Here is a 21,404-nt window from a genome sequence, read left to right as displayed (position 1 = left end):
ATTTGTTAGTTTAATGTAGTAAATGTAACAAGGGGTTTTTAAATTGTAGTGAATCTTGCATGTTCATACGAGATAGTATGTATCCAGCTTTTAATAATTGTTGCTGCAATTTATGGGGACTGATAGATATTGTTGTTGTAGTGCCATTTGAAAAGTGTATTTTAGTCTTTTTAATCTTTTGGCAAAATTCTATATCGTGTATGTGGTTATAAAATAGCCATATACAGTTTGGAGATGAAGGAGATTCTGTTGGAAAAGTACAAATGTATTCCCGATGATTAATTGGAATTGGAACGTTTTGTTTAAATCTAAAATTTGTTTGGACTGCATTACGCCTGCCTTGATAAGTAGAGTGAATATGGGTTAAGCAAGATTGTTTGATGAGTTGTAATGCGGTTTGGCAGGAACGAAGATCATTTCCGCTACTGTCGATAAGTTTTGTACGATAATAAGGGTGATTGTATGGAACAAGCATCATAGTAGAACTAGAAATAATAATGTTATTTTCATTATTCATGATTTTAAGTCCTCCCTTATGAAATTAATATTTCGAATATAATTATATACGGAATAAGTAAACTCGGTGTTAATATTTTGTTTTGTATTGTAAATTTTGGCTATTCGTTTACAATCAATAGGTGATAGTCTTTCTAATTTGCATCGCTTGTACATATATATGAAAATAGAAAAGAGTAGGCGGTGATATAGTATGAAGAAAAAATATATTATTATGGCTTTAGTTGTCGTTCTCCTAGTATATTTAGCAAACAGTAATCCGAGTAAAGGAGAATATACAGAATGGGCAGCGAAGCAGTTTATGAAGCGTAATGATGTGAGTAAGAAGCTAGATGAAGTTCAAAAAGAGAATGAAGAGGGTCTTCTTGGCGACTTGGCATCGGCCGGTAAAAAGTTAGCGAAAAAGTATGTTGAGCCACAAGTTGGGTTATTAATCGATCATTATACGAAGCGAAATGATTATATATTCTTCTCAACATATACGACTGAGTTTGATATAGGGGAAGAACATTATAAGTATGTATGCGTCGGTTTTTCAAAGATTTTTATCCCGATTGAAATGCCGAAGAAAAAAGACGAATCTGCAAAATGATGCAGATTCGTCTTTTTCATTTTATAGAGTAATTGGAACTTCAGATACATTTTTTTCTACAAGGCGAGCTCCCTTTTTTCGTGTATTTTCATCAATGGATGAAAATACAGATGAGGCGAGGATTGTATCCATTACTTGATTTACGACTTGTGCATCGATTGGTGTGATGGGCGTATCGATAGAAAAAACGACTGTTTTTCCATCTTCTTTTGCGAAAATCAACTCTAGTACTTGCATGTGTTATTCCCTCCTTTGTATTTATCAAGCTATTTATGGGATTTGGGTCTGCCGGTTAAATTGCGGTCTAATAATCAGCGGGGATGATTAAAATCCCCACTGATCCGAGTTTTACTTTATAGTTTAGAAAGATCTGATGTGCTTACAAGTTGTACAGCGTGAAGTGGTGATGCTTGTAAGGAAGCTAGAGCATGAGCTACGTTGTGTACTTGATCTAAGCTCGCATTTGTTTTAACACGTTTAAATTGTTTGTTCTTGAAAACTGTTTTGCCGTTCTTATCTAATCCGTTATTTAAGACAAGACGTAAAGTTAAATCCATTACGATTGTTTCAATTGCCATGTGTATCACCTCCTTTCACTTTATAAATAGGGCATGAATGTCATGTTTTGGCGTGAAATTTTTTCTTTTTTTTGGTACCCTTAAAAGATTAAGAGAGGAGAATTCTGGATAATGAATCGTAAATGGTTATTTTGGATTCCTGTATTACTATGGATGGGGCTGATTTTCTATTCTTCGGCACAACCATATAAAAAGCAGGATATGCGTTCAGATATTGAACAATATGTAAATGTTGAATTTGTGAAAGAGCATTTTTCATGGGTATCTATCGATTATGGTGGAGGAACCCCAGTTAGTATTGCGAATAAAGGTGTAGGCGGATTTATTGAGTTTTTCCTTCGTAAAGGTGCTCATTTTATGGTGTTCTTTATGCTAGGTTCATTGATTTATTACGCTTTTCATCGATCAGGTCATTCGAGGAAAAGATGCTTTATATATGCCCTTCTTTTCGTTGCGGGTTATGCAACATTTGATGAAATTCACCAATGGTATACGGGAGACCGTACACCAATGTGGCAAGATTCATTGCTTGATACGTGCGGCGGATTAACGGGAATTATAATAAGTAATTGGTTTTGGAATAGAAAGAAGCGCTAATCTCAAATAAGATTAGCGCTTTTTTTGCGGGGAGTAAAACCTCCACTGATTAAAGTTTCACTTTATACACCAAGTAATTCTTTTAGTTCGTCTGTTGATAGTTCAGTCATCCAGCTATCGCTTGTGATGACCGCATTGTTTAGAGATTGTTTTCTTTCTAGCATTTCATCAATTTTTTCTTCTAATGTTCCTGTTGTAATGAGTTTGTGAACATGAACAAATCGTTTTTGACCAATGCGATATGCGCGGTCTGTTGCTTGATTTTCCACAGCTGGATTCCACCAACGATCGTAGTGAATGACATGGTTGGCAGCGGTTAAGTTTAATCCTGTTCCGCCAGCTTTTAAGGATAAGATGAAAATGTCATACGTTCCGTTTTGGAACTCCTCAATCATCTTGTCGCGATCTTTTTTCGGCACACTACCGTTTAAGAAGAGGACACGCTGGCCGAATTTTTCTTCTAGCACACGTTTTAGCATGTTCCCCATGCCGATGTATTGAGTGAAGATGAGGCAACTTTCATTTTGATCTTTTATATTTTCGATGAGCTCCATTAACGTTTTTGTTTTCATAGAGCGTTCAACGACATTTTGTGGCTCTTCTTCTTTTAAATAAAGAGCTGGATGATTACAAATTTGTTTTAGCTTGTTCAGCATAAGTAATATAAAGCCGCGTCTTTCAATTCCACTTAATCCTTCGACATTTTGCAGTGTATCTTGAACAAGTTGTTCATATAAGGAAGCTTGTTCACCAGTAAGAGGACAGTAAACTTTTTGTTCTTGTTTATCTGGTAAATTTAATGCGACCGTTTGATCTTTCTTCGTTCGGCGCAGTAAAAATGGTGAGATAAACCGTTGAACTTGCTGAATTTTTCCTTCATCACGATCTTTTTCAATCGGTGTGACGAAGCGACGTTGGAATTGCCCTAAGCTTCCGAGATATCCATGATTAATAAAGTCGAAAATGGACCAAAGTTCAGCGAGGCGATTTTCCATCGGTGTACCAGTTAAAGCGATTTTGTGATTTGCTTGCAAGTTTCGTACTGCTTTCGACTGTTTCGTATGTGGGTTCTTAATATTTTGTGCTTCATCCAAAATAACAGCATCCCAGCATAATGAAGTTAGTTCTTCCTCATCAAGTTGAGCCAATGCATAAGATGTTAATACAACATCTGCGGATTGAAGGAAATCTTCAAATGAATTGCCCTTATCTCTATTACTTCCGTAATGTAATTGAACACGTAAATTCGGTGCGAAACGCTCAAATTCTTTTTGCCAATTTCCAAGAACAGATGTCGGCGCTACGATTAATGCAGGGCCTGTTTTGAGATTGTTTTCTTTTATATATAGTAAGTAAGAGATTGTTTGAATACTTTTCCCGAGTCCCATATCGTCAGCTAGCAATGCTCCAAATCCAAGCTTTCGTAAATATAACAACCATTCAATGCCGTGTTGTTGATACGGACGAAGTGTTGCGTTTAGTGAAGTAGGGACATCTACTTTTGGAATATCTCCAATATGAAGCAGCTTTTGGAATAGTTCCTCATAATATCCATCTAGTTCGATTTCAATATCAGTAAACGGACTATCATCTTCTACAATTTCTGTTTCAGCCGTATTTGATAAATGTTGCTGCAGGACATCTTTCATCTCTAGTCCGTATTTATCGGCACGGTTCATGAGTTTCCTTACTTCTTCGATAAAGGCTGGATCTAGTCGCATCCATTGACCGTTTATATTAAATAGACGTTTGTTTTGTTCAACGAGTTCGAAAAATTCGCTTTCTGATAAGTCAATGCCATTCGTAGAAATGCGCCAGTCAAAATTAACGAGCGTATTCATACCGAAGAACGATTGTGTTTGTACTGTATTTTGCTTCAGCTGGACACGTAATTTCGGTTTTGTTGCTTTTAAATTTTGCCACCATGATGGTAGTAAAATTGTAATGCCGGCTGCAAGTAATTCATTGCTTGCTTCTGTTAAGAAGTTCCAAGCTTCTGTTTCAAAGAGCTCATTTCGGAACGTATCTCCTTCTTTTAACCACGGTATGAGCTTACTAAAACCTTCTTGTGTTTCTGTAATCCGTTCTTCGTAATCGTGCCATCTTTTCGGTAAGGAATCGATGTTTTCATATACATATATGCGATGCGCCCCGCGCTTTGGTGTCACGATTGTTTCAAGTTTCCACATTTCAAATTCTTCTTGTGGTTCTTGCAGTCTTAGTCCGATTGTAAACGGAAGATCATCTTCAATATAACCAATTTTTCGAAGCCAATCTTCTTCATGTAGTGCTGTTTCCAATTGTCTTTTCGTAAAGTCGTAATGTTCATATAGTCTTTTAGCATCTTCCCAGCCGTCATTTGAGCGATTGTCTTGTAATATGCTTTCATTAACTGCTGCTGAGAAAAGAGATGCTAATGTGTCATCTTCAATTGGCGTGTTTTGAACTTTCCAAGATGGTTGTTTGGGCCAGTGCTCCATATCTGGTACGAAGCTACCACTCGTAAAGGCATCCCATAATTCATTTGCATCTTTTGTAAGTGCTGTAATAGGGCCGTTCAGTTGAATATGTGCAAAGGAATTCATCGGTTTGTTTGCAATGTATTCAAAGGCTTGTGCATTTGTTAGCAGCACACCTTGTTTTCCTTCGAAGGTTGCTTCTTTTAGAAACGTACCGTAGAAAGAAGTAGAGTGCCATGTGAATGCATTTCGTTTCCAACTTGTTACGGATAATGGAGTACCGCTGTCATCTTCTCCCCAAAGGAACCAACCTTGACTAACATGCTGGAGCCTAATTGTTACTTCAGTTTGATTGATCATCGATTAATTTTCCTTTCCGTAATTCCTCTTGTAGTGCACGCAGACGTGAATGGAGATTGGCGATGTGAATAATGAAAGCATCCCATTCATCGGTGCGTTTTAATCGTTTATATAATGTACGTAATTTCTTTAAGTAACGAACTGCGCGTCTATATGATTTACGATTTCGTTCTTCAATTGCTTCTACAGCAGCAAGATGATAAAGAGGAAGTGCTGCTTCTGGCGCTTCTTTTTCAATATCTTTCAGTGGTTCTTTTAACAGTTCAATTGCTTCAAACCCATATAAAAGATGAAGCTCTGCCCATGTACGATACTGTTTTTTCGCGAGTACGTACTGTTCATAGTTTGTGAAACTATACGGTAATAGTTCTTGTAAAATCATTTCAAAACCAGCTTGTTCATTTGTATGTGTTGCGTATGTTTCATACATGATTACAAATAGCCGAACGATATCTTTTATGAAAATCGTATTTTCGTGATTTTGGATCGTTTTCTTTACTTGTTTATACGTAAAGGAAAGCCAGTTTTTTGCACGATCCCACTGCATGGCACTTAATAGTTCTTCTAACCAATAGAAGTATAGACTCACAACAGAAGCAGGCTGTTTTTTTAGTAAGTCCATTGCTAGTAGATCTTCTTCATTTAAAAACAGAAGGTGAGAAGACGCTAATGCTTTAGATAGTGGATTGATTTTCGTATCGATTCGTTTTTCTTCCTCTTGTATTTTCTCCTTATTGTTTAAAAGTTCACTCCATATGTGGCGATAAATGAAAAATCGCTCTTGTGTATAAGCGTCGGTAGAGAAGAATACTTCATGAACAAGACGAGCTGTTTCTTGCAAAATTATTTCAGACTCTGAAGGAATCGCTTCTGATTGTAAGTCCCGAACGATGGATTCCACTTTGTCTACAAATAGGCGAACGACATTAACAGGTTGGTGATAAGAATACGTTTTGTTTGCTTCGAATGCCTGGATTTCTTCTAATAATTTTTGAAAGCAGTAAAGTGCTGCATGTAACCTGAATAATTCATGTATGGCGATGACGCGCGGAGCTTTCCGCTCAAGCTTCGTATAGAAATCTGTAAAGATACTCATAAGAAAATACATTTGTTTATAAGTAAGGCGAGCTTGTTCTTTTTTAAATGATTCATATTCTTTTTCAAAATATGATTCCCAACTTTTATAATCCGTTTCTTCAAAAGCTGATGATTGCAATACTTGTCTTGCAGTTCGAATAGGAGGAAGGGAAGGTTTCGTATTATTTTTAAATAAAGTTAATACATCTCCTACTTGCCCGAAACTAGACGCTGCAGATAGTAATACAGCGAGCATATGCTCACATTGTGTTGGTGCGAAGCAATCACAATAACTTTCAGCGACATTACGAATCGGAATATGAACGCTATATACGTTGCCTTCCGCATCTACAGTTCCTGATAGTGTATAACCATCAAAGTCAACGTTGTAGACAACACCACTACGATATAGGTGCCGAGCTGTAGCGACATGTTCCTGATCAGCTGTTTGCTGTGGATCTAGTCCTTGAACGAACTCATTCGCAATCATCATAATTTCATCTTTCGTAATTGAGTGTTGCAGCATAATATTCCTCCGTACACATATTTCTTTCCTTTACCATTATAAACAAAAAATGCTCAAAACAGAAAAAATGAAATTTGGATTACATAACTTGAAAATCATGGTAATAAATAAAAAGTTAATTTCATATATATATATATATATATAGAAGGAGAAATGATTTGTCAGATTTACAGACGAAGTTAGGTAGTGGAATGAATAAGTTACAAGAAGGAATAGAACAAGGGAAAATGAAGTTGCAAGTTGCACAAGAAATTGCTCAATTGAAAAAGGGAATGCAAGTGCAAATGCAGAAAAAAGCAGAGGTTCTGTTAGAGGTTGGACAGCAAGTGTATGTTCAATTAAGAGGAAGTGGAGTAAATGAAGCGAGCTTAAAAGAAATGATTGCTCCAGTTCAAGAATTTGATGTAGCTATTTATCAAGCAAGAAAGCGCATTGTTGAATTGCAAAAACAACAAGGTGAAAAAGCTACATGTGAATGTGGTGGACCTTTATCAATAAATGATAAGTTTTGTGGTTCGTGTGGAAAGCCTAACCCGATGTTAGCAGTAGAAAATGAAGGTGAAACGGTAAATTGTATTTCATGTAATGAGCATATCGATAAAAACTCTACTTACTGTCCAGTTTGTGGAATTAAGCAAAGTGGGGAGTGAATTAAATGTATTGTCGCACATGTGGAAAACAACATGGTGAAGAAGTAAATTATTGCCCAAATGAAGGTAGTATGGAGATTGCAGGAGCTATAGATGCAGTAACATTAGAAAAAGATACTGCAAAATACTGCAGAGGTTGTGGCAGTGAAAATGCTCAAAAAAATTTATATTGTCAAAAGTGTGGGTATTCTTTATCTGTTGTGAAGAAAAAAGAACAAACTGTAAAATTGCCTACAATGGATGGTGCTCCTAAAGTTGAATTTAAAGTAGATAAAGCCGTTTTACAAAAAGGTTTTATTCGTGGGGCTGTTGCAAGTATTCTCATGTTAATTGCTGGTTGGATTGGTAGTTTATTATTTGCCTCTATGTTAAGTGAGATGTTTAGCAAATTTGCGAAAGAATTAGAAATGTTGCCAAGTTTTTATTCGAGTGCAACTTCTACGATGTTAAGTTACCATTTACTTGGTTTTACAGCTAACGATGATAGTGGATTGATATTTTCTTTATCTTGGCATCCTCCATTTACATTATTATTAATCATTCCATTTATTATTTTCGCTGGTACAGGAATTTGGTTAGGGAAACAGCATGTTGCGAAAACGATTAAAAATCAAATCTTTATGGCAGCAACAGTTGGTATTATTTATGGAGTCTTTTTATTCATTATAAGTTTTATAGCATCACAATCTTTTGCAATCCCATTCTCAGAAGCAGGTAAGATTACGGTTGGCTATTCAGCGATGAAGAATTTATTGAGTGGTTTTGTATGTGGGACATTATTTACCTTATTAGGATTTATTGCTCATACAAGCAAAAACAATATGGCAGCAGCATTTCAAGAGTTAATGCCATATGGAGCGTCTGTTTATTACGGTGTTTCGGCTATGATAAAAGGACTTTTAGTAACAGCAGTAGCGGTTTGTATTATGGCGTTAGTAAGTAAGGAAGACGGTATTGAACCATTAAAAGAAATAACAACTTTAAAATCTGAAAGTACATTATTAGCATTAGAGTTAATACCTCAATTATGGAGTATGGCTCATTTTGCGCCGTTAGAAGTATCAAGTCCAGCACTTAGTAAGGAATTTACTAGAATTGGTAAGAAATCAAATGCATATGAGAGCACACTATCGTTTTCATTTATATCAGGCGTCTCTGTAAATGGCGTAGAGCTTAGAGAGATATTGATTTCAAAAGGAGCAAATGAGGGAAGCCTTGCAGAATTTGATAAAGTGAATAACGTATTCCATTACGGTTTATTACTGCTTATTATTCCATTGTTCTTTATGTTTAGAGCGGGAAGAAAGTTAGCTAAATTACCGACTGCCAATATATATATTACATTAGCGGTATGCAGTGGTTCTTACACAATTATGATGATTGTAATGAATATGATTTCTAAGTTCCAAATTAATGTTTTAGGAACTGTAACAAGTTTATTTGGAACAAGCGGAACAGTACTATCTATGCAAAATTCATTTACATATTTAATTTTGTTTAGTTTTATTGTGACATATGTAGCGGCATTTGCTGGAATGAAATTAGCTAAAAAATAGGAGGAGAGCACGTTGAAGTTTTGTGGAACATGTAAAAAGAATGTTGCAGACCATTTGAACTTTTGTCCTGCGTGTGGGAGTAAAGTAGAAGTAATCGTTGATAACACTGCTGCTTCATATACAGAATTACAAAGCGAGACAAAACCAGTGAAAAGTAAAAAAAATTTATTTTTAATCATTGGTTTTGCCATTATTGCTGCATTATTATTTGGGGCATATAAATTTGGAGCATATAAGTTTTCAAAAGAAAAGCAAGTAAATGTAATGATTGAAGCATTCCAAAAGAAAGATATTAATGCAATTGATGAGTTTGTAAAAGCAAATGATTCAAGCTTAAAGATTAAGACAGAGGATCTTAAAGCGTACATGCGTTATTTAAAAGAGAATCCTTCTTACAATAAACAATTACTGTCTTATTTACAGAAAGAGACAGTAGATCAAAAGTTAACAAAAGATAAATCTTCATTTAAGGACGGGGAAATAGTAGAAGAGGGAAAAGAGTGGTTCTTATATCCAAAGTATAAGTTCAGCATGAAATCTTATTATATGAGCGTTAGTACAACTGCAAAAAATGCAGAAATATATGTGAATGACAAAAAAGAAGCAGAGCTTTCTAGTGATAAAACTTCGAAAGAGTTGGGGCCATACTTCCCAGGTACATATGTTGTAAAGGCAACGGCGAAGACAGAACTTACTGAATTAGAAACAGAGAAAGAAGTAGATTTAGCGGATGAACAGAGCGAGAAGGTGAAAGTGGATTTATCGCTTGAAGGCAAGTATGTAAGCATTTCTTCTGATGAAAGTGATGCAACTGTATTTGTGAATGGGAAAAAACGTGGAAAATTAAATTATGGAAGTTATAAGCTTGGCCCTGTATCCACAGATGAAACAGTAGAAGTACATTTAGAGAAAACTACTGATCTTGGTGTGATGAAATCTGAAAGTGTTAAAATTGGAGACCAAAGCACATATTACTTAAAATTCCCGAAAGAAACATCAAGTTCAGCAGTGGGCGAATTTGTAAGAAATCATATTTATGATAACGTACGTGCAATTTCATTAAATGATTTTAGTTTAATTGAAAATAATTATGATAAGAGCGGAAAATCGTATAAGGAAGACCGTGATTATATACAGTATTTAAACAAAAAAGGAATTACAGAAGACTTATTAACAATGGAAGTTCGTAATGTAGAGCGTCAAAGTGCTACGAAATATAAAGTAACGACATATGAAGAGTATCATATTCGTTACGGTGATGGATCTGTGAAGTTCAAAAGTTTTAATAACGAACATATTGTAACTGTGAATGGAAATGGAAAGATGTTGTATCATTCTCTTGGGGCAAATAATACGTTGAAATCAGAAGATGTATCTGGTCCAACTCGTTAATATGAGAGAAGCTGTTCAATATTTGAACAGCTTCTTTTTGTAGCTAAATCGATATTTCGTGTCGAACCGTTGATATATCGTAAGTTATGATAGATATAATCGGAAAATCGTTGATATATTGCGATTTATGATAGATATAATTGAAAAATCGTTGATATATTTTTTTACAATTATGAGTGTGTTTCCTTTAGTATCGCTTGTACATACGAATCATGTAATATTTGTTCTATAATTGGTAACATGTTTTGTTCAAATGGAATGTCGATAGGAAATGGCTTTTGAGAGCCTGGTTTTATTCCATATTGCACAATTTTGTAATGTGTATTGTTTTCAGACTTGAGCACAATTAACTTATAGCGGTTATCATCGCCAGCGAGTGAAAAATCAATAGAAGTAGCGTTATATGTCACTTCATCTTTATATATGTACGGTTTTGGCGTACCAATCCAGTCTACTTTTGCTTGTACATTCATGGGCGTAGCCTCCTTATATGTATTATAAATAAATAAAAGCCAGCTCTCAATAAAGAGAACCGGCTTGTAATTTAGCAGTCATTGGTTATTTTAAAATTTTCACTTTAACAGTTTTGCGTCCCCATTTTTGAGCAGCGCTATCTGATCCAAGTAAGATATCGATACGGTTACCTTTAATTGCACCACCAGTATCTCCAGCGATAGCTTCTCCGTAACCTTCTACCCATACTTTAGATCCTAATGGGATTACTTTCGGGTCAACAGCGATCATTTTCATATTTGGATTCGCAGTTAAATCATGACCCATTGCAGTTAATACACGGCCGCCATATGTGCCACCGTTTTCGCTCGGGTGAGCTGTATATGCTGTAGCTACAACTGTTAACTCACGACCACCAGATGGTGTGCTAGTTTCAGCAGCTTTCACAGCAGGCTTAGCAGCTGGTTTTGCTTGTGCTACAGGTGCTTGAGCCTTAGCTGGTGCTGCAGCTTTAGCAGGAGCAGTTGTTTCTTGTTTCTCAATTACAGGTGCTGTACCTGTTAAGAAAGGAACATGAACATAAGCTGTTTTCCCGTTATATTCAAATTGTAACCACTCATTTTGTACTTGGTTCGTTGTTTCGATTACATCGTCTTTCTTCAACTTTCCAAGAACCTCTGAGTTTGTGTTCGCTTCAGCACGTACGTTTAATACGTTAGCTGTTACGTAGTAGATGCTTTTTGTGAACTCTGCACTTACGAATGCGTCTTTACCGTCTAAAGTAATTTTTGACCATCCGTTCTCTGTATTTTGAACATCTATTTTATTACCGTTTAGTAATTTACCGACAACTTTTGATTCAGTAGTAGGGTTTTCGCGTACGTTTAGTACGTCTGTTGTTACAACAGTTTCTGCATTAGCAGATGATGTGAAAATCCCAAGACCAAAAACTGCTGCTGTTGCTATACCAATTAATTTTTTCATGATAGCCTCCATTGCGTTTGTTTTCGTGTCCTCATTATAGCAACAGATTTTTTCGGATTTGGGGAAAACACACAATTACAAACCATTCGTAATAAGTCGTTAACATCCTGTAATATAACAAAAAATATAGGAAAGCGTTTTTCATTCTATATGACTCATAGGTTTCTAGTTATATTCAAAATATTTAATACAACATGTTTTTTTCGACGTAAATAAAAATGTTACAGGAATGTCACATGATGTTTACTAAACGATTACATTCCTTGAGTATTTTACCGTTTTATGGGTAATATAGTTATATAAACATAAACATTTTGTTTGTGAAGCTATAAACACGTGCTATATACTAGCAAAAAAACCGCATAATTGTTACAAAACGAAAGGGTTGCAAGGAAGAACTTTGCCCTTTTTTACATATGTAACACATCCTTTTTTAGGAAAATACATTCCTATCCGCGTTTTTCTCACACAATTTGACAGCAGTATTTCTAACTTGTAGCTCTTGCAGAGTGAAAAAGTTATACGAAAGGTAAGGCTGTCCATAAGAATTCGAATTGGTGAAGGTGAAAGTAAGAAAATCACCGCAAAATTATAGTTTTCTACCCGATTTTACATATCGGAATTTATGTTATTTACAAAAGCGAAACCTACGAAGGGGGATTTGATGAGGAAACTGACAAAAACATTCATCGTTTCATTAACATTATGTATTGCATTTACAATTTGGGGGATTATTCCCGAATCTATTATTGGAAAAGGTAGTTTAGGAAATGTAACAACCGCAATTCAAACTGCATTAGTTAGTAAGTTCGGGTGGTTTTATATTATTTCAGTGTCTATTATTTTAGGTGTTTCTATCTTTTTAATTGTTTCGAAATACGGTTCTATTCGTTTAGGTAAAGATGATGATGAACCTGATTATAGTTATATGACATGGTTTGCTATGTTATTTAGTGCTGGTATGGGTATTGGCTTAGTTTTCTGGGGCGTTGCCGAACCATTAAACCATTTATACGCACCTCCGTTTGGAGATAGTGCAACTGAGGAAAGTGCGCGCCTTGCACTGCGTTTTTCGTTTTTCCATTGGGGATTACATCCTTGGGGACTATATGCGTTTGTAGCGTTATGCATTGCTTACTTTACTTTTAGAAAAGGAAAAGCAAGTACGATTAGTGCGACAGTAGGTCCGTTATTTAAGGGCGGGGAACACGGGCGTATTGCTCATTCATTTGATGTGTTAGCTGTTTTCGCAACTGTATTTGGTGTTGCAACGTCATTAGGTCTTGGTGCGAAACAAATTGCAGGTGGTGTTAGTTATTTAACATCTATCCCGAACTCATTAACGACTCAGTTAGTTATTATTGCAATCGTAACAGTATTATTTATGTTATCTGCGCAAACAGGTCTTGATAAAGGAATTAAATATTTAAGTAATACGAATATTATTTTTGCATTTGCACTTATGATCATTGTATTATTTGCAGGTCCAACAAACTTTATTATGAATTACTTCACTTCAACAATCGGTTCTTATATTCAGGAATTGCCAAGTATGAGTTTCCGTTTAAGTCCATTAGACGAAGGTGGGAATCAATGGATTCAGTCATGGACAATTTTCTATTGGGCATGGTGGATTGCGTGGTCACCGTTCGTAGGTACGTTTATTGCTCGTGTTTCACGAGGTCGTACGATTCGTGAGTTTGTTATCGGTGTGTTACTTGTGCCGACCGTAATTGGTGCACTTTGGTTCTCTGTGTTCGGCGGTACTGGTATTCATATGGAGCTGTTTGGTGATGCACATATCTTCGACAAAGTGAAAGAAATGGGAACAGAAGTAGGATTATTCGCTATGTTCGATCAGATGGGCAGCTTTGGATCAGCTTTATCAGTTTTAGGTATTTTACTTATTGCAACATTCTTTATTACATCTGCAGACTCTGCAACATTCGTTTTAGGGATGTTAACGACACATGGTAGTTTAAACCCACCCAATCGTATTAAAATGATTTGGGGTATCGTTCTAGCCGCGATAGCTTCTACGCTATTATATATTGGCGGATTAGAAGCCTTACAAACGGCAGCTATCATTGCAGCATTCCCGTTCGTCTTTGTTATTTTCTTTATGATGGCAGCATTATTTAAAGAGTTACAAAAAGAAGGACGTATGAAGCGTCATTAATAATAGAAGGAAAAGAGCTGATTTCATATCAGCTCTTTTTTATTTCTCTATTTGCCTGTAAAAGTACGATTGGTGATGGCTAATGAAAGTTTCACTTTATATAGAAGGAATTTGAAATGCGGGTAGGGGAAATAAAATACTTTACCATATAAGTAGTATGCCTTTTATACGAAGAAAAAACGATAGGTTTCGACAATATTCGATACCTTACGAATTCTATTCGTATTTTTGTCAAAAATATGTCGGAAATGTGTTGTCACGTTTATATATATGTGCTATATTATTTCCTGTAAGCGATTTCAAATAGTTTTAAAGCGCATTCAAGGGGGACATCTAGAATAATGAAACGTTACGAAAGAAAGTGGAAGCATATTTGTTTGAAACGTGTGGCACATCGTAGTGTCCAAGAAAGCACGGAACCTAAGACTGAAACGCGCAAAGAACAGCAAGAGAAGCAATTGGTTCTACAAAAATAGCAATCACTTTTTCGTATATAAATGAAGGTCGATCGTTCGTTGGGGGATGGACGTGAAATTACTTTCAGCTAAGGGGTATTGTCTGATATATAATTTATACGGCAATAAATAAGCACAGAGCATACGGCGCTCTGTGCTTATTTTTATTATTTATCTTTTTTGAATCGAACTGTCTTATCCCAGCCGATGACTTGTTTCTTACTCTTTGCACGTAAGTATAAGATTAAGCTACGAATAAATAAGTACGTAAAGAGCTGTGCGTACGTAAAGTACATAATAACGCTAATAAAAATATTAGTCGGTGTAAAGGTTCGTTCGACACTCTGGGCACTAAATAATTGAGAAACATATGTAATATATGCGACATACCACATAAATAGTAGCGGAATGCTATATTGAATTTGGAATATCCCGAGTAGCCCAATTACAAACCAAACGTTCGAAATGATTAGGAATAGCCAAAATACAACATACACTAGAACTTGTTGTAAGGAATGAACGAGCAGTTTTCCTTTAAAGAAGCTTAATGACGAGAACATTTTCTCTAAAATGTATAAATTCCCTTGGAGCCAACGTGTACGTTGTTTAATAAGGATTTTTAAATGCTCTGGTTCTTGTTCCCAAGTAACTGATTCTGGGACGATTGGTAAGAGATAACCTTTTTGTGTAATTCGTAATGTTAATTCGGCATCTTCTGCAATTGCATAAGGGTCATAGCCACCAAGCTCTTCTAGTGCAGAGCGACGAAGAAGCATATTTGTTCCTGTCAGTGAGCCTGTTTGGAATAGTAACCAGCGTCCAGATTGCATAAGGAGCTGGAAGATTTGAAATTCTAGCGAAATCATTCGCGTCAGCCAGTTTCTTTTTTCATTTACTGTACGAACATGTCCAACAGCCCCAACAGCATCTTCAGTTGTTTCAGCGTGCTCTACAAGCATTCGCAGTGCGTGTGGCTCAGGCTGGTTATCTGCATCGTACACACAGAAGTATTCACCATCTGAAATACTAAGGCCGTAGTTTAGTACACGTGATTTACCCTTCGGTTCACCGGGTGGAACACGAATGTGACGAATGTGGGCATAAGCTTTGTCGAAATCATCGCCGATTTCAGGTGTTTCATCTTGAGAGTTATCATTTAATAAATAAATGGTTAGCTTTCCTGGATATTCAATCTTCGCCATTGCCTCTAAAGTATCTTTAATAACGACGCCTTCATTATGGGCAGGTATGAAAATATCGACACTCGGATAATGTTCTAGCGTACGATCTTTTCGTTTACTATTTCGGTGAATTAAGCCCGCAATTGTTAAGAAAGAGTAGTAAACGAGTAAGCCAGAGAATAGAAAGGCCGTAAAAATAAGAACATATTTAATTGAAAATGTGATACTGATCCAAAAAACGAGTACGCAAAACAGAAGAAATAAAAGAAGTATAACGAGAGTCATCATAACAATGTCTGTCCTTTGTTTCCAATTTGCTCGCATGAAATTTTTATATCTCGGATTGCTTCAGCTGCAAGCCATTGCTCCATTTTTGGCTTTAGGCGGTTCATTACAATATCAGCACCAGCTTCATTTGTGTTTTGTAATAAAATAACTAGCGTATTATTATCATATTCAGCAGCAAGGTCAAAATCATTCCTTACCGTTTCAACTAATAAGGAAGCTACACGGTCCATAACACTTTCCTTCGTATATTTACTAAAGGAAGTGAAATCAAAGTAAACAATAATGCCTGTTTCATTACGACGATTCATTGCAGTCGTTAATAAAGCTTGGCGTCTCTCGAATTCTTGTCTTGTTAGTAATTTTGATTCTCCAATATATTGTTCCAACGTTCTCACACGCTCAGTCAAAGTTTTATTTTCATGAATAACTTTTTTCAATAGGTGAGTTGTTATGTATACAATGAAGAAGTTAGCTGCCATCAGGAAGTGGGTAATCATATATTGCCATTGATCTGATGTACTCCATAAATGAAGCCATGCTTCATAAAACAAATAAAATACGGAAATAATGGTTCCTAGTATGAAGAAAATAAATGCTGTTTTGTCAGCTAAAAATAAGAATAGTACATTTACGATTACGTATATTATTGTAAAAATGAGCGCATGCTCATAATTCGTCACATGTACAGTAGTAAAATAAAATACAATTTGTAGAATCCACATAGAGAGGATTTTATAGAACTTATCTTTCACAAAACTTTCCTCCTTAAAGCTATTTCATCAATAGATACTTGTAGTATGCACAATTATTAAGAAATTGACCATGTCGTTACATTCTTTTGAAGGGCAACGATAAGTAGTATCGCTATTTTCATTAGAAAAATAAAAAGACTTAAACATTATTGTATCATAATGTTCCTATATTTGGCATAAGGTGATTAATAGATGCATAAAAGACGCTTGGATTGCATGAAAAAAGTCTCCTCTTGTAGAAAGAGAAGACTCTATATAAGTTTATAGGAACATCATACCTGCAACTGCTGCATTTAAGAAGTTCGCTAATGTACCAGCGATAACTGCTTTAATCCCTAATTGTGCAATTTGTTTACGGCGAGTAGGAGCTAACGTTCCTGTTACACCTAATTGAATTGCGATAGAAGAGAAGTTTGCGAATCCACAGATTGCAAATGTTAAAATTAGATTTGTTTTGTCAGAGAACTCTGCCATGTGTGGTCCTAAGTTTGCGTATGCAACGAATTCGTTGATTGCAAGTTTTTGACCAATAAAGCTTGCTGCTTGTACAGCTTCACCAGGAGAAACCCCGATTAAGATTGCAAATGGTGATAATAAGTAACCGAAGATTAAATCAAGGCTAAGTTTAATATCGAACAGAGAACCAATCAATCCTAATAATCCATTTAATAAAGCGATTAATGCGATGAAAGCCATTAACATTGCTGCTACGTTAATAACAAGTTGCATACCTTCAGATGCACCGCGTGCAGCTGCGTCGATAACGTTTGCGTCTTCACGTTCTGTAGAAAGTTCAACGTTATTATCTACTTTTTCTGTCTCAGGCATAATCAGTTTCGCAATTAATAAGCTTGATGGAGCTGCCATTATTGCAGCCGCTAATAAGTGCTCTAACGGAATACCCATTGCTGCATAACCGACGAGAACAGATCCAGCAACAGCTGTCATACCGCTTACCATAATAGCGAAGAATTCACTATTTGTTAAACGTGCTAAGTAAGGTTTAATTAAAATTGGAGCTTCAGTTTGTCCTAAAAATACAGTCGTTACTGAGTTTAAGCTTTCTGCTTTAGAAGTTCCAAGAAGTTTACTTAATGCGCCACCAACGACGCTAACAAATTTCTGCATAATACCAAAATGATATAAGATTGCTACTAATGAACTAATAAATACGATTGGAAGTAGTGCTTGAATAAAGAATACAAATCCCCAAGGTCCTTTTGCGTTGACTAAATCCCCAGCAACGAACTTAATTCCCTCGTAAGAAAAATTAATTAATCCTTGAACACCGTCAGCAGCGTGTTTTAAACCTGCTTTACCAGCATCCCATCGTAATACGATAAATGAAAATGACATTTGTAATGCTAGCGCGATTAAAATTGTGCGCCAATTAATAGCTTTGCGGTTGGAAGATAGTAAGAATGCAATTGCTAATACTCCAATCACGCCGCCAATTCCCCATAAAAGATTCATGCAGTGTATGCTCCTTCCTCATAGTAAAAACAGTGTATAAACCAGTTGTCTATACGTTTACGAATATAACATCTTAAGTAACTTATCATAATGGACATCGGAGGTCAAACGTCTAATGAAAAGTTTAAATAAAAAGAAAATTCTTCAAAAAAACACATATGAAATAAATAGACATGAAATAGGTTATGTTTTTTATGGGAATATATACATTATGATAACGTTATGGATTGTTTTTGCAGAATAAAGTGTATGAAATGGAAGAATAGATACATTATTTTTGTAGAGGGAAGCTAGGGGAAAGGGAGTAATTGTTGAACTCATAGCAAAAAGCCTTCTAGTAAACTAGAAGGCTTTGAAACTATTAATTAAGGTGCTTTCGTGTATCCTAAGAAGTGGCTCTTCCAATAAGAGTTACTTAATGAAGCGATTGCTACACCTTTATCTCCAGCTTGGATAAATGATCCGCCCCCAAGGTAAATACCCATGTGAGAAGGGCCAGATTTATAAGTGTTTTGGAAATAAATTAAGTCACCAGGTTGTGGACTTGAAGTTTTTGGTAGGCTACTCCAATATCCTGCAACACTTTGGCGGCTAATGTTATGACCAAATTTCTTAAATACGTGGTAGATGTAACCACTGCAGTCAACACCGTTAGCAGAAGTTCCGCCCCAAACGTATGGTACACCTTGCATTGATTTTGCGTATGCAAGTACGGAAGAACTGTCGCCGCTATTATTACCTGTATTATTATTGTTGTTATTGTTTTGATTGTTATTTTGGTTATTGTTAGGCTTATTATCTACTGCGCCTCCAACTGGTGTTTTAGATAGGTAACGTGTTCCGATATAACCAGTTTGACCGTTGTAGTTAATTTTGCTCCATCCAGAGTTTTCAGAGATTACTTGAACCTTCTGACCTTGTGGAAGTGCGCCTATGATTCTATAATTTGTACCTTCGCCGCTACGTACATTTAGTGCAGAAGCATTAATGTAGTAGTCACCAATTGTACCTTGGTTAGGTTTTTCAGGTTGTTTTGGTTGCTCAGGAGTAGTAGTGCCACCTTTAACGAATTTTACAAATTCGCTGCTAACAAAGCCTGTTTTTCCTTGGTAATTTACTTTAAACCAACCGTTTTCAGATCCAACTACGTTTAATGTTGTACCGTTTAAAACGCCACCAATTACACTATGATAAGCAGCAGGGCCTGTACGAACACGTAAAGATGTAGCGTTAACTACATAAGAACCGCCAGTTTGAATAGTTCCATTATTGTTTTGCCCTTGTTTGTTGCCTTCTGTAACGTTTTCGTTAGAACCGCCTTTTGTTACGTAGTCTTTGCTTATATAAGCAGTTTGTCCTGCGTAATTGATTTTGAACCAATCTTGAACTTCGCCAACAACTTGTACTACTTGTCCTTTTTTGACAGAACCTACAGTTGTGTGAGAAGTGCTAGGACCTGTACGAACGCGAAGGGAAGATACATTTACTGTATAGTTTCCGCTTGCTGGTTTTACTTCTTGGTTGTTATTATTCGTATTGTTGTTTGAAGAACCCCCATTAGAAGAACCGCCAGATACGAATTCGCCACTTACATAACCTACTTGTCCATTATGGTTAATTTTCACCCAACCATTTTCTTGTCCAATTACGTTTAATGTTTGTCCTGCATATACACGTCCAGAAACAGAACTAGAAGTGTTAGGAGCTGTACGTACACGTAATACATCAGCGGTAACTTTATTGTTTCCACCTGTGCTTACATTGTTGTTTGCTGCTCCACTTTTTGATACAAATTCGCCACTAACAAAGCCTGTTTTTCCGTTAATGTTAATTTTGAACCAACCATTTTCTTCGCCAATCACGTTTAGTGATTGACCGTTATAAACACGTGAGATGATGTCGTGAGAAGTGCTTGATCCCGCACGAACATGTAAGACGCTCGTGTTTACCGTATAAGATGAGTTGTTTGACGCAGAAGCTTGGACAGTTGTAGCAGCTTTTTGTGTATTTTGTTCAGGTGCAGCTTGAACACTATCAAGTGTAGGTGCTGCTCCTCCTGCTACAGACACTGCCGCAAGACCGGCAAGATACTTTTTCATAATTTGTCGATTCCTTTCTGTCTGTAATGTAGTGAAGAAATATTTACCAACTGTTAAAAATTCTAAAGAGCATGTCGATTACTGTCAAGGCTTATGTGGGAATCTGAATATGACAAAAAGATTACAAGAAAAAATCAAGGTATAAATTTACACCTTGATTTCCATTTAAATGCATATATTGAATATAAAAGGACAGAAATTATTCGTGTTTAAGAAGATGACATATTGGATTGTAACAAGATTTTATTAAAAGATTTTTGCAGTTTTTTGGTGATAGCTCCAACTTGCCCATCTTGAATCGCGGTTCCATCAAGGTGGGTCATTGGTAAAATTTCAATTGTTGTGCCTGTAAAAAAGCATTCATCTGCTTGATAAACGTCACGAACGCTGAAAAGTTCTTCCTGTACAGGAATGTGAAGAGTATTCGCTAAAGAAAGGACATATTGACGAATAATGCCATTTAAAATAAGGTGATTGGCTGGATGTGTGTAAAGAGTTCCGTTTTTAATTAAAAAGAAGTTGGAATGGCTTCCTTCCGTTACAATACCATTCCTTACGAGAAGTGCCTCTTTACAGCCTTTTCGTTCAGCTTTCGTAGCAGCTAGTACGTTTGGTAATAAATTTAATGATTTAATGTCACAGCGTAGCCATCGAGTATCGGGTTCTGATATAGCGCGTATACCATATTCAATCCATAAGGCTGGTCTTTCTTTTTTTGTAATATAGGCATAAATTGTCGGAGGGGTGTCATATGAAAATACATGTGTGCGAGCTTGTACACCACGAGATACTTGCAAATAAATTGTGCCATCTTCGTGGAAATGGTTTCTTTCAATTAATTTGTAAAGTAAAGTGATGAGCTCAGCTTTTGAAAAAGGGAGCGATAATTCTATTTCTTCCATGGATCGATATAATCTCGTTATGTGCGGATCTAATAAGTGAAAGTTCCCTTTATATAGGCGAATAACCTCGTAGACACCATCTCCGAACTGCGAACCTCTCTCTTCAAGTTCTATGTACGTTTGTTGTTTTGTTGTATCAATAACTTCATCATTCCAAAGTACAAATTTTTCGTATGCCAATTTCCGTCCCATCCTTTCGTAAGTACGTAAGTAACGTGAAACTTTCATTCATGCGAGATAAAAATCACTATAGTAATTTTTATGTAAGCAATTCTCTACATATGACCGTATATGTATTTGTAAATCATAGAGAAGTAAGGATGGTTTACCCCGCA

18 protein-coding genes are annotated in these 21,404 nt (G+C 36.1%); 6 read left to right on the top strand and 12 right to left on the bottom strand.

The window, feature by feature from the left end; all coding sequences use genetic code 11:
• Positions 1-10 precede the first annotated feature (10 nt).
• Complete coding sequence (locus GD442_RS25615; protein ID WP_001058462.1) at positions 11-517, bottom strand: competence protein ComK; 507 nt, start codon at positions 515-517, stop codon at positions 11-13.
• 192 nt (positions 518-709) lie between these two features.
• Between GD442_RS25615 and GD442_RS25610 the strand changes: the two genes are divergently transcribed.
• Positions 710-1,108, top strand: a complete 399-nt coding sequence (locus GD442_RS25610; RefSeq protein ID WP_000731405.1) for a DUF4359 domain-containing protein — start codon at positions 710-712, stop codon at positions 1,106-1,108.
• Between the two features lie 21 nt (positions 1,109-1,129).
• Here the strand turns inward: GD442_RS25610 and GD442_RS25605 are convergent, their stop codons facing one another.
• Together GD442_RS25605 and GD442_RS25600 are read right to left on the bottom strand one after the other, a co-directional pair.
• Positions 1,130-1,345 carry a DUF2922 domain-containing protein gene (locus tag GD442_RS25605; protein WP_001197593.1) on the bottom strand — a complete coding sequence of 72 codons (216 nt, stop codon included), beginning with the start codon at positions 1,343-1,345 and terminating at the stop codon, positions 1,130-1,132.
• 116 nt (positions 1,346-1,461) lie between these two features.
• Positions 1,462-1,686 (bottom strand): DUF1659 domain-containing protein, encoded by a 225-nt coding sequence (locus tag GD442_RS25600; RefSeq protein ID WP_000963857.1) that lies wholly within the window; start codon positions 1,684-1,686, stop codon positions 1,462-1,464.
• Between the two features lie 111 nt (positions 1,687-1,797).
• On the opposite strand from GD442_RS25600, the gene GD442_RS25595 reads away from it, so the two are divergent.
• A complete protein-coding gene (locus GD442_RS25595) occupies positions 1,798-2,283 on the top strand; it encodes a VanZ family protein (RefSeq protein ID WP_001080707.1) in 486 nt (161 codons plus the stop codon).
• Between the two features lie 62 nt (positions 2,284-2,345).
• Here the strand turns inward: GD442_RS25595 and GD442_RS25590 are convergent, their stop codons facing one another.
• Together GD442_RS25590 and GD442_RS25585 are read right to left on the bottom strand one after the other, a co-directional pair.
• Positions 2,346-5,102, bottom strand: coding sequence for a DEAD/DEAH box helicase (locus GD442_RS25590; RefSeq protein ID WP_086407866.1), 2,757 nt, complete (start codon positions 5,100-5,102; stop codon positions 2,346-2,348).
• Complete coding sequence (locus tag GD442_RS25585) at positions 5,086-6,705, bottom strand: SWIM zinc finger family protein (RefSeq protein WP_000939141.1); 1,620 nt, start codon at positions 6,703-6,705, stop codon at positions 5,086-5,088. Before GD442_RS25585 ends, GD442_RS25590 begins: the two co-directional genes overlap by 17 nt.
• Before the next feature lie 158 nt (positions 6,706-6,863).
• Between GD442_RS25585 and GD442_RS25580 the strand changes: the two genes are divergently transcribed.
• Genes GD442_RS25580 through GD442_RS25570 form a run of 3 tightly spaced genes read left to right on the top strand, consistent with a single transcriptional unit; the run spans position 6,864 to position 10,303 of the window.
• A complete protein-coding gene (locus GD442_RS25580) occupies positions 6,864-7,355 on the top strand; it encodes a zinc ribbon domain-containing protein (protein ID WP_001281753.1) in 492 nt (163 codons plus the stop codon).
• Positions 7,356-7,360: 5 nt separating this feature from the next.
• Positions 7,361-8,911, top strand: a complete 1,551-nt coding sequence (locus GD442_RS25575) for a zinc ribbon domain-containing protein (protein WP_086407867.1) — start codon at positions 7,361-7,363, stop codon at positions 8,909-8,911.
• Positions 8,912-8,923: 12 nt separating this feature from the next.
• The gene (locus GD442_RS25570; RefSeq protein WP_086407868.1) at positions 8,924-10,303 is read left to right on the top strand and encodes a zinc ribbon domain-containing protein; all 1,380 of its coding nucleotides are present in this window, start codon (positions 8,924-8,926) and stop codon (positions 10,301-10,303) included.
• A gap of 170 nt (positions 10,304-10,473) precedes the next feature.
• Here GD442_RS25570 and GD442_RS25565 read toward each other — a convergent pair whose 3' ends face one another.
• Together GD442_RS25565 and GD442_RS25560 are read right to left on the bottom strand one after the other, a co-directional pair.
• Entirely contained in the window at positions 10,474-10,776 is a 303-nt protein-coding gene (locus tag GD442_RS25565; RefSeq protein WP_001102541.1) for a DUF3910 family protein, read from the bottom strand.
• An 85-nt stretch (positions 10,777-10,861) separates the two neighbouring features.
• A complete protein-coding gene (locus GD442_RS25560) occupies positions 10,862-11,740 on the bottom strand; it encodes a cell wall-binding protein EntA (RefSeq protein WP_000733328.1) in 879 nt (292 codons plus the stop codon).
• Positions 11,741-12,404: 664 nt separating this feature from the next.
• Between GD442_RS25560 and opuD the strand changes: the two genes are divergently transcribed.
• Positions 12,405-13,919: a glycine betaine transporter OpuD gene (gene opuD, locus GD442_RS25555; protein ID WP_001229103.1), complete on the top strand. Its 1,515-nt coding sequence runs from the start codon at positions 12,405-12,407 to the stop codon at positions 13,917-13,919.
• Between the two features lie 622 nt (positions 13,920-14,541).
• Here opuD and GD442_RS25550 read toward each other — a convergent pair.
• The 5 genes from GD442_RS25550 to GD442_RS25530 all read right to left on the bottom strand — a co-directional run bounded on the left by GD442_RS25550 (position 14,542) and on the right by GD442_RS25530 (position 21,261).
• Positions 14,542-15,843 carry a glycosyltransferase family 2 protein gene (locus GD442_RS25550; protein ID WP_000988751.1) on the bottom strand — a complete coding sequence of 434 codons (1,302 nt, stop codon included), beginning with the start codon at positions 15,841-15,843 and terminating at the stop codon, positions 14,542-14,544.
• Entirely contained in the window at positions 15,840-16,595 is a 756-nt protein-coding gene (locus tag GD442_RS25545; protein ID WP_086407869.1) for a nucleotidyl cyclase domain-containing protein, read from the bottom strand. The genes GD442_RS25550 and GD442_RS25545 overlap by 4 nt, the downstream gene beginning before the upstream one ends.
• A 261-nt stretch (positions 16,596-16,856) precedes the next feature.
• Positions 16,857-18,068, bottom strand: coding sequence for a NupC/NupG family nucleoside CNT transporter (locus tag GD442_RS25540; RefSeq protein WP_001051015.1), 1,212 nt, complete (start codon positions 18,066-18,068; stop codon positions 16,857-16,859).
• Between the two features lie 365 nt (positions 18,069-18,433).
• The gene (locus GD442_RS25535) at positions 18,434-20,167 is read right to left on the bottom strand and encodes a C40 family peptidase (RefSeq protein WP_000760276.1); all 1,734 of its coding nucleotides are present in this window, start codon (positions 20,165-20,167) and stop codon (positions 18,434-18,436) included.
• A gap of 209 nt (positions 20,168-20,376) precedes the next feature.
• Positions 20,377-21,261 carry a D-amino-acid transaminase gene (locus tag GD442_RS25530; protein ID WP_086407870.1) on the bottom strand — a complete coding sequence of 295 codons (885 nt, stop codon included), beginning with the start codon at positions 21,259-21,261 and terminating at the stop codon, positions 20,377-20,379.
• Positions 21,262-21,404 lie beyond the last annotated feature (143 nt).

This window comes from Bacillus sp. A260 (assembly GCF_009861435.1).
GTDB classification, from domain to species: Bacteria; Bacillota; Bacilli; order Bacillales; family Bacillaceae_G; genus Bacillus_A; species Bacillus_A cereus.
The sequence above is the reverse complement of the archived record's forward strand: the minus strand, read 5'-3'. Positions and strand labels throughout refer to the sequence as shown.

What these genes read in the sequence shown, in the direction of transcription:
- GD442_RS25530 (WP_086407870.1), bottom strand. Translation starts at nt 21,261, where the DNA reads ATGGGACGGAAATTGGCATACGAAAAATTTGTACTTTGGAATGATGAA.
- GD442_RS25560 (WP_000733328.1), bottom strand. Translation starts at nt 11,740, where the DNA reads ATGAAAAAATTAATTGGTATAGCAACAGCAGCAGTTTTTGGTCTTGGG.
- GD442_RS25550 (WP_000988751.1), bottom strand. Translation starts at nt 15,843, where the DNA reads ATGATGACTCTCGTTATACTTCTTTTATTTCTTCTGTTTTGCGTACTC.
- GD442_RS25585 (WP_000939141.1), bottom strand. Translation starts at nt 6,705, where the DNA reads ATGCTGCAACACTCAATTACGAAAGATGAAATTATGATGATTGCGAAT.
- GD442_RS25600 (WP_000963857.1), bottom strand. Translation starts at nt 1,686, where the DNA reads ATGGCAATTGAAACAATCGTAATGGATTTAACTTTACGTCTTGTCTTA.
- GD442_RS25565 (WP_001102541.1), bottom strand. Translation starts at nt 10,776, where the DNA reads ATGAATGTACAAGCAAAAGTAGACTGGATTGGTACGCCAAAACCGTAC.
- GD442_RS25610 (WP_000731405.1), top strand. Translation starts at nt 710, where the DNA reads ATGAAGAAAAAATATATTATTATGGCTTTAGTTGTCGTTCTCCTAGTA.
- GD442_RS25590 (WP_086407866.1), bottom strand. Translation starts at nt 5,102, where the DNA reads ATGATCAATCAAACTGAAGTAACAATTAGGCTCCAGCATGTTAGTCAA.
- GD442_RS25575 (WP_086407867.1), top strand. Translation starts at nt 7,361, where the DNA reads ATGTATTGTCGCACATGTGGAAAACAACATGGTGAAGAAGTAAATTAT.
- GD442_RS25605 (WP_001197593.1), bottom strand. Translation starts at nt 1,345, where the DNA reads ATGCAAGTACTAGAGTTGATTTTCGCAAAAGAAGATGGAAAAACAGTC.
- opuD (WP_001229103.1), top strand. Translation starts at nt 12,405, where the DNA reads ATGAGGAAACTGACAAAAACATTCATCGTTTCATTAACATTATGTATT.
- GD442_RS25595 (WP_001080707.1), top strand. Translation starts at nt 1,798, where the DNA reads ATGAATCGTAAATGGTTATTTTGGATTCCTGTATTACTATGGATGGGG.
- GD442_RS25615 (WP_001058462.1), bottom strand. Translation starts at nt 517, where the DNA reads ATGAATAATGAAAATAACATTATTATTTCTAGTTCTACTATGATGCTT.
- GD442_RS25540 (WP_001051015.1), bottom strand. Translation starts at nt 18,068, where the DNA reads ATGAATCTTTTATGGGGAATTGGCGGCGTGATTGGAGTATTAGCAATT.
- GD442_RS25535 (WP_000760276.1), bottom strand. Translation starts at nt 20,167, where the DNA reads ATGAAAAAGTATCTTGCCGGTCTTGCGGCAGTGTCTGTAGCAGGAGGA.